Here is a 12528-nt window from a genome sequence, read left to right on the forward strand (position 1 = left end):
ACCCGGACGGTGCGCCGCAGCACAGTGGAAGGCGGGGTACGCGACGCGCGTACCCCGCCTCACCTGGAGCGAAGCGTCACGCCGGAGGTCCGGACGTGATCAGGCTCACTCCGACTTGGTCACCTGGTACAGGATCGGGTCGCTGTCCCAGCCGAACACGACGTCCTCGACGGCCTCGGACCAGCCGCCCGTCGCGTTGTTGTACCAGAGCGGGATGCCCGGCAGGTCCTGGAACAGGATCGTCTCGGCCTCCTTGTAGAGCTCGATCGCGGCCTCGGGGTCGGTAGCACCGTTGGCCTCGGTGAGCTTGTTGTCGAACTCCTCGCTCGAGTAGCCCATGTCGTTCGAGCCGGCACCCGTGCCGTAGACCGGGCCGAGGAAGTTGCTCATGGCCGGGTAGTCGGCCTGCCAGCCGCCGCGGTAGATGCCCTTGATCTCGTCGTTGTCACGCGCGTCGAGGAACTCGTCGAACGTGGGGTAGGCGTCGAACTCGCAGTCGATGCCGAGCGTGTCGCGGATGCCGTTGCAGACCGGGTCGATCCACGACTGGTGGTCGCTGTCCGCGTTGGACGCGATCAGCAGCGGCTCGTCGCCCCAGGGCTCGATCGCCTCTGCCTCGTCCCAGAGCCGCTTGGCCTCCGCGGCGTCGAAGTCGAGGATCTCGCTGCCCTCGACGTCCTCGCTCCAGCCGTTGATGACCGGTGAGGTGAAGTCCGAGGCGGGGGTACGGGAGCCGCTGAACACGGTCTCCGTGACCTGGTCGCGGTCGATGGCCTTGGAGATGGCCTGGCGGCGCAGCAGCCCGGCCTCGCCCTGGAAGCCCTCGACGTACTCGGGAACCTGCAGCACCTGGATCACCGCGGCCGGCTGGTTGACGGCGCGGTCACCCAGCTCCTCCTCGAAGGTGCCGAACGCCGACGCCGGGACGTTGGTGACGATGTCCAGGTTGCCGTCGAGCAGGTCGTTGTAGGCCGAGTCCTCGTCGGTGTAGGCCACAAGGTCCACACCACCGTTCTGGACCGTGCGCTCACCCGCGTACGACTCGTTCGGGCGCAGCTCGATGAGCGCGTTGTGCTCCCAGGTCTCCAGCACGTACGGGCCGTTGCCGATCGGGGCCTCGCCGGCCGCCTCCGGGTCCTCGAAGAAGGACTCGGGCAGCGGGTAGAACGCCGAGTAGCCCAGCCGCAGCGGGAAGTCGGACTCCGGCTGTGCGAGCGTCACGGTGAACTCGGTGTCGCTCACGACCTCGAGACCGGACAGCTCCTCTGCCGCGGGCACCTCGCCCTCCAGCGGCACGCCCTCGGCGTCGAGCTGGTCCTCGGCGAGCTGCAGGTCCTCGAAGCCCTCGATGGGCTCGAAGAAGTAGCTCAGGTTCTGCGCATTGGGGCCGTAGGCGCCGTAGTTCCAGGCGTCGACGAAGCTCTGCGCCGTCACCGGCGTGCCGTCCGAGAACGTCCACCCGTCCTTGAGCGTGACGTTCCAGACCACGTTGTCTTCCGACTCGATCGACTCGGCGACCTCGTTGTGCACGACACCCTCGGCGTCGTAGTAGACGAGCCCGGCAAAGACGCTGCTGACAACCTTGGACCCGAAGGTCTCGTTGGTCATGGTCGGGATGATCGGGTTCTGCGGCTCGCCGTTGCCGACCGTCACGATGCCGGAGCTGGCGCCCTCGGCGGGGGGCTCGTCGCCACCGCCGCCGCAAGCCGTCAGCACGAGCGCGGATGCGAGCGCGAACGCACTCAGCCCCACAAGTCGCTTTCGAGGTGTCACGTGTCCTCCTGGGTAGCAGTTCACCCCGAGCCGACGGGTCGCGGTCCGGAGCGATGCGGACGCTTCTTTGCGCCCAGTGATAACAGACCTAACGTAGCCGCTACATGCAGATGGCGATGACCACCTCACAGGAAAAGCCACCGAGTTGTGACCATCTCGGTATGCGCGGGTAACACTCGGTAACAGTTCTGACCAGGTGGTTCTCACACCCGTAACAAAGGTGCCGCCAGGCCGTTCACCAGGAAATTCACCCGTTGCCTCGGTCTATCACCCGGCCGTCGTGGAGCTCGACCACCCGGTCCGCACGTGCCATCAGCTCCGGGTCGTGCGTGGAGACGACGGCGGCGACGCCCCTCTCGTGCACCACCCGGGCGAGCAGGTCCATCACCACGGCAGCGGTCCCGGAATCGAGCTGCCCGGTGGGCTCGTCCGCGAGCAGCAGTTCCGGCTCGGCCACGAGCGCGCGGGCGATGCCCACCCGCTGCTGCTGGCCACCGGAGAGCTCGTAGGGCCGCTGCTTCGCGTGCCCGGCCAGCCCGACGGCGTCCAGCGCAGCCGCCACCCGTTCCGCACGCTCGGCCGGGGCGGTGCGCCGCAGCCGCAGCGGCACCTCCACGTTCTCCGCCGCGGAGAGCACGGGCACCAGCCCGAACGACTGGAACACGTAGCCGATCCGTTCGCGCCGGGCGGTGAGCACCGCCTTCTCCCCCAGCGCCGTCAGCTCGGAGTCGCCCAGCCACACGCTGCCCGACGTCGGACGGTCCAGGCCGCCCAGCAGGTTCAGCAGCGTGGTCTTGCCCGAGCCGGACGGACCGCGCACCACGAGCAGCTCGCCCGCCGCGACCTCCAGCGACGCGCTGGTCAGCGCGTGCACCTCGCCCGCCCCGGTACCGAACACCCGGGTGAGGTCCTGGGCACGCAGCACGGTGCGCGCCGCGGTCGTCGTCGTCATCGGTCCTCCTCGGTCTTCCGGCGGCCGAGCTCGTCGGTGCCCGGTCCGGTCTCGACAGGCTCGACCAGCGATTGCGGCGCCGCCGGCCAGACGCCGACGTGGTCCGGCTCCAGGGCCAGCCGCACGCGGTCGCGCAGGTCGAGAGCGTGCACGAAGTCCTGCGGGAGCTGCAGGCGGCCCACCCGGTCGACCACCGCGAACTCCTCCGAGACGTGCCGTGCCTCACCGTGCTCGTCGGTCTCCGTACGCCGCAGCGTCTCCGTGGAGGTACGGCCGTCGCGGATCTGGATCGTGCGCGCGACGTGCTCGGACACCGTCGGGTCGTGCGTCACGATCAGGGTGGTCACGCCCGTCTCCCGGTTCACGCCGCGCAGGGCCTCCAGCACCTCGACGGAGGTGGCCTCGTCGAGCTCGCCGGTGGGCTCGTCGGCCAGCAGCACGCGGGGGCTGTTGGCCACGGCGACGGCGATCGCCGTCCGCTGCTGCTCCCCGCCGGACATCTCGCCCGGCCGCCGCCCGGCCACATGACCGACCTCCAGCAGCTCGAGCAGTGCCTCGACGCGGCGCGCGCGGTCCCGTCTCGACAGGCTCGACCCGCGGGACGCCAGCTCCAGCGGGAGCCGGACGTTCTCGCTCGCCGTGAGGTACGGCAGGAGGTTGCGCGAGGTCTGCTGCCATACGAAGCCGACGGTCGAGCGCTGGTAGCGCACCCGTTCGGCGTGCCCCATGGTCAGCAGGTCGGTGCCCGCCACCACCGCCGACCCGCCGGTCGGTGTGTCCAGGCCCGAGAGGATCGTCAGCAGTGTGGACTTCCCGGACCCGGACGCGCCGACGACGGCGACGATCTCCCCCGGGTCGACGCTCAGCGTGAGCCCTTGCAGCGCCTGCACCTCGACGCCGTCCGTGGCGAAGATCCGGACCAGGTCGCCGCACCGGATCTCCCCGCCCTCCGCCGGGACGGCCGACACCGGAGCGCCGCCGTCCGTCAGCTCGATGGTCGTGCTCATCGGGTCCCCTCTCGAACGCCTGGGTACAGGGTCGTCGTCGTGTCAGTCATTGCTGCCCATCCGCAGCTGGGCCGCCACCTCGCCGCGCCGGCTCAGCGCCGCCGCGACACCCACCGCGGCCAGCACCACCACGACGAACCCTGCGGCGGCCGCGCCGAGGAGCAGGGGGTCGTACGCAGCATCCGGTTGCGTGATGCCACCCGTCAGCGCCGTGACGTCGACCGCGGCCAGCACGAGCGACGGCACCGCCACGCCGAGCACCGCGCCCACCGCGAGCGCCACCACCGCCCACGGCCCGATCTCCCAGCCGACGAGCCCGCGCCCCTGGCGTGGCGACAGGCCGAGCGTCTGCAGCACGGCGAGCAGCCGGGCGCGCGCGGGCGCCGCGAGCATCAACGTCATCACCACGGCCGCCGCGCAGAGCAGGCCCGCGAGCAGCACGGCCAGCACGAACGCGATCACGAGCCCGCCGGAGACCGGCGCCGCCAGCATCTCGTCGGCCTCCTGGTCCGGGTCCTCCACCACCGCCGTCGGGAGCAGACGAACAATCCCGGCGGCCACCGCCGAACGGTCGGCACCGTCAGCCAGGTCGACGAGTGCGAGCCGTGGGTAGCCGCTGCTGTCGCCGGTGCCCGCGGCCAGCCGGCCCGCGTCGACGAGGACGAGGGAGCGGTCGGCCGGCAGTCCGGGCAGCTCGTCGACGACGTCGACGACGCGCACGGGGACGTTGCCCTCCTGCGTCGCGAGCGTGATCCCGGTGCTGCCCGGGCTCACGCCGGGACCGGCGGCGGCTCGGGTGAGGATCACCGGGACCGCGTCGTCGGCCTCGCCGGAGCCGGTCGCCCGGGCCAGCTCGCCGAGCGTCTCCGGTACCCCTGCCACGTCCGCCTGGGCTGTCGCGAGCGCCGCCGCGTCGACCGTGTAGACCTCCGCACGCGGGGAGCCGCCATCGCCCTGCAGCACACCGTCGCCCACCTCGCCGACCGGGACCACCACCTCGACGCCGTCGAGCGCGGCGATCTGCTCGGCCGCCGGCTCGTCGACCACCGGGCCGGAGATCCGGAGGTCGGCGCCGGTCGCACGCCAGGCCTCGCGGACGACGCCGCCGGAGACCGTCGAGTACAGCACCGCGGACGTCGCGGCGACGGCCACGGCGAGCACCAGCGCTACCGCGGGCACGGGTCCGCCCGCCGGGTCACGCGTGGCGCGGGCGGCCCCGAGGAACGGCACCAGGTCGCGGCGCGGCGCGAGCGCGCGTTCGACCGCCAGCGCGATCCAGGGGTAGGCACGTACCGCGAGCAGGGTGAGCGCGAGGGACACCAGGAGCGGCGCGGCTGCCACCAGCGGGTCGACGCCGGAGCCCGCACCCGAGCCGGCCACGACCCCGCGGGAGAGCAGCAGCCAGGTCGCGAGTGCCGCGCCCGCGACGACGAGCACCTCGAGCACCCAGCGCACGCGGCTGCGCGAGCGGGGCGCGAGGTCCGCCCGGGTGGTCCGGAGCCCGGCGGGCGACGTGGCGAGCGCGAGAGCGACCGCCGGGGCGAGCCCCGCCGCGAGGGCGAGCCCCACCTGGCTCACGGTCACCGGTGCGTCCATGCCGAGCCAGGTCGAGAGGGCGAGGCCCGCCCCGAACCCGACGGCTGCCGAGCCGAGCCCGACGACGAGCCCTTCGCCTCCCATGAGCAGGCGGAGCTGGCCCCCTGACGCTCCGCGGGCGCGCAGCAGGGCGAGGGCCGAACGGCGCCGGTCCACGACGAGGCGAGCGCCCAGGGCCAGCACAGCGACGGTCGCGCCGAGCGGCCCGACGGCGAGGACCGCGACGATCGCGTCGACACCGGTGCGCTGCGCGAGCAGGCGGTCCAGGATCTCGCTGAGCCGGCTGTCGGGCCGCAGCTGGATCGGCGTGGGGTCGTCGGGTCCGGCCGGGACGGGGATCACCTTGGTCGAGAGCCCGTTGACCTGGGACAGGAGGTCCGGCACAGCGGCCGCCGTCACGTCGTCGGTGCTGACCGGGTACCAGACGCGGGTCTCGGCGTAGCCCCGGGTCAGGGGCACGATCATCGCCGGACTGACATAGACGGAGGCAGTACCGAGCAGGCCGCGGTTGGGGTCGGCGATCACGGAGGCCCGTGCGCCGAGACTGTTGTGCAACCAGTAGTCGGCGTCGGGGTCACCGGTCTCGAAGATGCCCGTCACGACCAGGCTCGGGTAGCGGTCCGCAACGGCGCCGGCACCCGAGCCGAGCGTGCCGTACTGGCCGCCGAGCTCCCAGCCGTAGGCGTCGGCGACGGCGCGCGAGACCGCCACCTCGACCGGGTGGGTACCGCCGGCCGGCGTCGCCGCAGGCCAGCTCCCCTCGACGAGCTCCGCATGGTCCGCCAGGCCGGGAGCCGTGCGGAGCAGGACCTTGGCCTCTGCCAGCTCCGAGGCCGGTACCGGGTCGGTGTAGGTGAGGTCGGCAGCGCTCACATGGAACTGGGGCATGCCCATCGCCGAGCGCAACGGCTCCGGTATCTCGCCGCGCACGGCGTCGAGGTTGGCGAGGAACGGTGACCAGTCGGGTTCGGCGGGGGTGCCCTCGACGGGCTCGTCGACGTAGTACATCTCGGGCGGCGGCACCCCGGGCACCGCTCCGACCACGGAGATCACGTCCCGGGAGAGGCCCGAGGCCGCGGCCGTCTCGTAGGCCACCTGGTCCCCGTGCATGGTGGCGACGGCGCGCGGTGCGGTCGACAGCACCCCGGCCGCGAGGAACGCGACGACGCCGAGCGTCGCCGTGGCCCCCCAGGACGTGCGCAGCTGCCGCCGCGCGAGCAGACCCAGTCCGGACAGTGCGCCCATCAGCGGACCTCCTCGCGGTAGGTGGTGTCGCGGGCCTGCCCGGCGACGCGCCCGCCCACCCCGGCCGCCACCAGGACGAGGCCGGCCACCGCGGCGGCCAGCACCAGGCCGGTTCCCGCGGTCTCCAGGACGAACCGGGCCGGCGGTGCCGCGTCGATGCCGGTGAGCGTCGCGGCCGCGAGGCCGCCGACCACGAACCGGGCGACCCACCAGCCGGCGACGGCGCCCACCGCGAGCGCCACCAGACCGACGGAGATCAGCTCGGCGGACCGCGCCCGGGCCTGCGCCACCGGGCCGAGCCCGACCGCGCGCAGCACGATGACCTCGCCGCGTCGCTGGCGCAGCGTCGCCACGGCGACGGCCAGCACTCCCGCGAGGGCGAGCACCGTCGCTCCCGCGGCGGCGAGCCAGAACGAGACCCGGACGGGTACGGCCGTGGCCGTGGTGCCGTGGCCGGGCGTCGTGACGTCCGGCCGGTCGCGGACGCTCGCGCTGCTGGCCTCGGCCTCGGCGGTCACCTCCTGGGCCAGGCGCGCCACGGCGTCGGCGGGCGCGGTGGCGCCGGGCGGCCCCGCGGCCAGCCAGACCTCGCTCGTCAGCGCCGGTTCGTCGACCTCGCGGACCAGCGCGGCGGCGAGCGTACCCCGGTCGAGCAGGGCGGCGTACGGCTCGAGCGCGCCGGGCACCGTGCCCGACGACGCGACGGACACGACCATCAGACGTGCCCCGCCGAGGGTCAGCTCGAACGGGTCCCCCGCCTCGATGCTCAGCGCCTCCGTCAGGGAGGACGAGACGAGCAGCGGGACGGGTTCCGGTTCGGGCGTGGTCAGGAGGCGCAGCCTGCTGGCCGCCGCCGCGCCGTCGCCGAGCGGCATGCTGAGCTCGACCTCGCCGGGCGGCGCGTCGGGGCTCAGCTCCAGCCCCTCGGCACCGTCGAGCGTCTCGGACCGTGTCCACTCGGAGACCTCCAGCGGTTCCCCGCCCGCCGTGAGCCCGACGACGGCCAGCCTCGCGTCGGCGAGCCACCAGCCGGGCCGGGTGTCCAGGTCGAGGGCGGCGACGCGCCATGCCTGGCCCGCCGGCGGCGGGGGCACCTCCGCGGACAGCTCGTGCGTGGTGAGGTCCGGGCCGAGGGTGCTGCCTGTCCCATCGCCCTCGACGAGCTGTCCCAGCTCGATCGTGGCGAGCGTCCCGTCGGGTGCGGCGAGCACCATCGACATCTCGAGCTCGTGCGGGGGCCCGCCCGTCATCGTGGCCACGCCCGTGAGCGGACGGATCCAACCGCTGACGGTGACGCTGACGTCGCGGGCGTCGTCGGGCAGGGCGGGCGCCGTCGCGAACGGGTCGCCGGCCAGGGTGTCGGCTGTCCGGTCGACGTCGAGCACCTCGGCCGGTGCGCGCATCACCGCGGGCAGCGCGGCCGCGGGCAGCGCGAGCATCGTGACCGGGCGCCCGTCGGAGTATCCGGTGGTGGCCAGCGCGGGCGCCGCGGCGACGGCGTCCGGGCCCGAGGCGTCGGTGCCCGGCCCGCCCGGCAGGTACGGCGCCGGATCGAGAGGCCCGTTCTCCGGGGCCGTGACCCGCACGTCCGCGCCGTTGGCGAGCACGTCGACGTCGGCCCGCAGCCGCTCGGCGGTGCCGGTGTACCCGCCGGCCAGGGTGGCGGCACCGCCCGCGAGCACGAGCAGGACCACCGGCACCACGTAGACGACGAGCCGCCGGGCGACCTGCCGGGCGGCAAGCGGACCGACGATGCCACGCGACCGGCCGGCGAGCGCCGCCCACAGCCGCGTGGCCGGGCCGAGCACGGCCATCGCCGCCACGGCGAGCGCGGCCAGTGCGAGGGCCGGGGCCGCGGCCGCCGTGAGGTCGGTGCGCGCGCCGTCGGGGGTGGTCAGGAGCGGGGAGCCGTAGCGCAGCAGCTGGGTGACGCTCACCGCAGCGGCGGCCACCGTCAGCACCACCGTGCCCAGCGCGGCCACCTGGCGTACGCGTCCCGAGCGGTCCGTCACCTGTCGCCGTACCGCCGCCTGCACCTGCAGCGCCGCCACCAGCGTGAGCGTCGCGGCCGCCACGACGGCCACGGCGAGCGCTACCGCCACCGGCGTCGTCGCGGGGGCAGCAGCCCCGGCGCCCTCCGCTGCGACGATCCCCAGCGCGGCCCACGCCGCGGTCCCGCCCGCCGCCGCGGCGGTCAGCGCGAGCAGCACACCCTCCACGACGGCGGCAGCCGTCACCGTCCCGGGCGAGGCCCCGCGCGAGACGAGCAGCGCCACCTCTCCCTCGCGGGTAGCGGCCAGCAGCCGCGCCACCTGCACGAGCGCGACCAGGCCCACGAGCGCCAGCAGGCAGAGCGGCACCAGGGCGACGGCGTCCGCCGCGTCCAGCGCGGCCGCGAGGTCGGCGGCGAGCGTGTCGAGCGTTCCGGCGACGGTCAGGCCGCGCGGTGCGACGGACGTGTCCTCGCCCAGACCTCGCTCGATCCCGGCGCCGAGCGCGGCGAGGGCGGGCAGGTGCGCAGGGGTGATCGCGGCGCCGTCGGGCACCACCGTCCAGCGGGCGAACGGGTCGGTGTCCAGGTCGGCCAAGGTCTCCTGGCTCACCACCACCGGGCCGGGGTAGGCGCCGTCCGAGCCCGTCAGCATCGCGGGATCGCCGAGCCAGACCGCGGCGTCGGGGTCGGTGACCCGCCAGGTCGCCGTGATGGTGACCGGCGTGCCGGTAACGGTGGGGCTGTCCGCGTCGACGCCGAGGCGGACGGTGTCGCCGACGCTCAGGCCCGCAGCCTCCGCGGCGTCGGCCTGCACGGCCGCCTCGTCGCGACCGGCGGGCCAGGCGCCGTCCGTCAGGGTGACACCCGAGGCGCCCGCGCCGGCCAGCGTCTCAGCGCGCGACGAGGCCGGGAGCAGTGCCACCGACCAGCGGCCCAGGTCCTGACCCTCGCTGCCCCGCGTGTACTGCGGCTCGGTCCGCACGTCGTAGGCGACCTGGTGCGGTACGCCGTCGAGCAGGCCCTCGAGCGCCTGCCGGACCTTGACGTCCTGCGCGTCGGCGGCGCCGCCGTCCGCCATCCGGGTGGCGAGCTGCAGCGCGCGGCCGGACGGCTCTGCCGCCGCGAGCCCGTCGCGGGCACCGGCGGTGGCGGCGGCCTGCGTCCAGCCGACGGTCACACCGAGGGCACCGGTGAGCACCGCCACCAGCAGCCAGACGAGCGCGAGCAGCCCACGGTGCGCCGTGGACCGGCGGGCAAGGAGGGTGGCTCGACTCACGGAGCCAAACTAGCCGCGCCCTGTGACACGGACGACTAAAGTGCTGGTGCTCAAGGCAACGATCCGATCACGCCCCCAGCGGCCGAAGTAGAGCGCCTGTCCGGACAAACACTCTACTTCGGCGTACCAGGCGGGTCAGCGCATACCGGCCGGGATGTACGGGCGCTCCGTCGCACCGGTGTACACCTGGCGCGGGCGGCCGATCTTCGTCTGCGGGTCCTTGATCATCTCGCGCCACTGGGCGATCCAGCCGGGCATGCGGCCCAGCGCGAACAGCGGCGTGAACATGGCGGGCTCGAAGCCCATCGCCTTGTAGATGAGGCCCGTGTAGAAGTCCACGTTCGGGTAGAGCTTGCGCTCCACGAAGTAGTCGTCCGAGAGGGCGATCTCCTCGAGGCCGCGCGCGATGTCGAGCAGCTCGTCCTTGGCGCCGAGCTTGTCGAGCACCTCGTCGGCCGACTTCTTCACGATCGCGGCGCGCGGGTCGTAGGACTTGTAGACCCGGTGGCCGAAGCCCATCAGGCGCACGCCGTCCTGCTTGTTCTTGACCTTGTCCATGAAGGTCTCGACGGTCTCGCCGCCCGAGCGGATCTTCTCGAGCATGGTCAGCACCGCCTCGTTGGCGCCGCCGTGCGCCGGACCGGACAGGGCGTTCACGCCCGCGGCCACCGATGCGTAGAGGGTCGCGTTGGACGAGCCGACGACGCGCACCGTGGACGTCGAGCAGTTCTGCTCGTGGTCCGCGTGCAGCACGAGCAGCTTCTCCAGGGCGTCCACGATCATCGGGTCGGCCTCGTAGGCCTCGTACGGCGTCGCGAACGTCATCCGCAGGAAGTCCTCGACGTACCCGCGCGAGTAGTCCGGGTACAGCAGCGGCTCGCCCACCCGGCGACGGTGCAGGTAGGACGTGATGGTGCGCGTCTTGGCGAGCAGCAGCACCGTGGCCAGGTCGACCTGGTCGTCGTCCGCGGGGTCCAGCGACTCGGGGTAGAACGTGCCCAGCGCGTTCACCGCGGACGCGAGCACCGCCATCGGGTGCGCGTTCCGGGGGAAGGTGCCCATGAACGTGCGGAAGTCCTCGTGCACGAGCGTGTGGCGGTTGACCCGCTCCGTGAACGAGTCCAGCTCCGCGGCGCTCGGTAGCTCGCCGTAGATGAGCAGGTAGGCCACCTCGAGGAAGCCCGAGCCCGAGGCGAGCTGGTCGATCGGGTAGCCGCGGTAGCGCAGGATGCCCGCATCGCCGTCGATGTACGTGATCGACGACTCGCACGACGCCGTGTTCATGAAGCCCGGATCGACCGTGACCAGGCCCGTGTCCTTGAGCAGCGACGACACGACTATGCCGTCGTTCCCCTCGCTCGCGGCGACGACAGGCAGGGTGTGAGAGGTTCCGTTGACGGCGAGCTCGACGCGGCTCGAGCCGTCCACCGGTGTGGAGGTCATGTCTTCCTTCCTGAATGGCGCACGAGGGACGCTGCTGTGAAACTGCGGTGAAGGAAATTCACGGGCAGCGTCGACCTGGGGCACGACAGTATCGCGCCCTGCTCTTTTTTTTCCAATCCATCGGTCAAGCCTCTGTGAGGCGTGCCACAGCGTCGGCAATCTGCGCGTCAGTGGAGGTCAACGCCACTCGCGTGTGCTCGTCGTCGCCGTAGAGGTGGCCGGGCGCGGTGAGGATGCCGCGATCCGCGAACCATTCGGCGATCTGCAGGCCGGAACGCCCGTCCGGCGCCGCCACCCAGAGGTACAGGCCCGCTCCCGATTCCTCCACGACGAGCCCTGCCGCGACGACCGCGGCGGTCAGCGCCCGGCGCCGGGCGCCGTAGACCTCGCGCTGCGCGGCGACGTGCTCGTCGTCGGACAGCGCGGCAGTCATCGCGGCCTGCACCGGAGCGGGCACGATGAGGCCGAGATGCTTGCGGGTCTGCGTGAGGTCGGCGATCAGCGCCGCGTCGCCCGCGAGGAACGCCGCCCGGTAGCCCGCGATGCTGGACTGCTTGGACAGGGAGTACGCCGCGAGCAGCCCGTCGTGGGAACCGTCACACACGCGCGGGTCGAGGATCGACGGGACGCCGTCCTCCACCCAGGGGGCCTCCCACGCCAGCTCCGCGTAGCACTCGTCGGAGACGACGACGGCGCCGATGGCGCGCGCCGCCGCCACCACGGCACGCAGGGCCTCGACGTCCAGCACCCGGCCCGTCGGGTTCCCTGGCGAGTTGACCCACACCATGCGGACGTCGTCCCGGCCGGCCCAGTCGGCGATGTCGTCGGTCGCCAGCGGCGTGGCGCCCGCCGCGCGAATGCCCGCCACGTAGGTCGGATAGGCGACGGCCGGGTGCACGACGACGTCGCCCGGTCCGAGGCGGAGCAGCGAGGGCAGCAGGCCCACGAGCTCCTTGGAGCCGATGGTCGGCACCACGGCGACGGGGTCGAGGCCGGGCACGCCCCGGCGTCTGGCGAACCAGTCGGCGACGGCCTGGCGCAGCGCGGGCGTGCCCGCCGTCATCGGGTAGCCCGGCGCGTCGGACGCCGCCTCGAGCGCGTGCCGCACGACCTCGGGCGTCGGGTCCACGGGCGTGCCCATGGAGAGATCGACCAGACCGCCGGGGTAGGCCCCGGCGGTCGCCGTGATGCCGGCGATCGAGTCCCAGGGGTACGGCAGGCCGGAGAGGTCGTGCAGCCCCAT

The 12528-nt window shown here is 73.4% G+C and carries 7 protein-coding genes; all 7 read right to left on the bottom strand.

Annotated features, from left to right (window positions below; translation table 11 throughout):
• Positions 1-105: 105 nt before the first annotated feature.
• On the bottom strand, positions 106-1773 hold the full coding sequence (locus ACFO6V_RS27190; RefSeq protein ID WP_377142050.1) for a peptide ABC transporter substrate-binding protein: 1668 nt from the start codon (positions 1771-1773) through the stop codon (positions 106-108).
• A 247-nt stretch (positions 1774-2020) separates the two neighbouring features.
• Positions 2021-2725 carry an ABC transporter ATP-binding protein gene (locus tag ACFO6V_RS27195; protein ID WP_377142052.1) on the bottom strand — a complete coding sequence of 235 codons (705 nt, stop codon included), beginning with the start codon at positions 2723-2725 and terminating at the stop codon, positions 2021-2023.
• Complete coding sequence (locus ACFO6V_RS27200) at positions 2722-3732, bottom strand: ABC transporter ATP-binding protein (RefSeq protein WP_377142055.1); 1011 nt, start codon at positions 3730-3732, stop codon at positions 2722-2724. Before ACFO6V_RS27200 ends, ACFO6V_RS27195 begins: the two co-directional genes overlap by 4 nt.
• Before the next feature lie 42 nt (positions 3733-3774).
• Positions 3775-6573 carry an FtsX-like permease family protein gene (locus ACFO6V_RS27205; protein WP_377142058.1) on the bottom strand — a complete coding sequence of 933 codons (2799 nt, stop codon included), beginning with the start codon at positions 6571-6573 and terminating at the stop codon, positions 3775-3777.
• A complete protein-coding gene (locus ACFO6V_RS27210) occupies positions 6573-9842 on the bottom strand; it encodes an FtsX-like permease family protein (protein ID WP_377142059.1) in 3270 nt (1089 codons plus the stop codon). Before ACFO6V_RS27210 ends, ACFO6V_RS27205 begins: the two co-directional genes overlap by 1 nt.
• Before the next feature lie 135 nt (positions 9843-9977).
• Positions 9978-11285, bottom strand: a complete 1308-nt coding sequence (locus ACFO6V_RS27215) for a citrate synthase (RefSeq protein WP_377142062.1) — start codon at positions 11283-11285, stop codon at positions 9978-9980.
• 124 nt (positions 11286-11409) lie between these two features.
• The gene (gene dapC, locus ACFO6V_RS27220; RefSeq protein ID WP_377142065.1) at positions 11410-12528 is read right to left on the bottom strand and encodes a succinyldiaminopimelate transaminase; all 1119 of its coding nucleotides are present in this window, start codon (positions 12526-12528) and stop codon (positions 11410-11412) included.

Origin of the sequence: Promicromonospora alba (assembly GCF_042654905.1) — a bacterium.
Taxonomy (GTDB): Bacteria; Actinomycetota; Actinomycetes; order Actinomycetales; family Cellulomonadaceae; genus Promicromonospora; species Promicromonospora alba.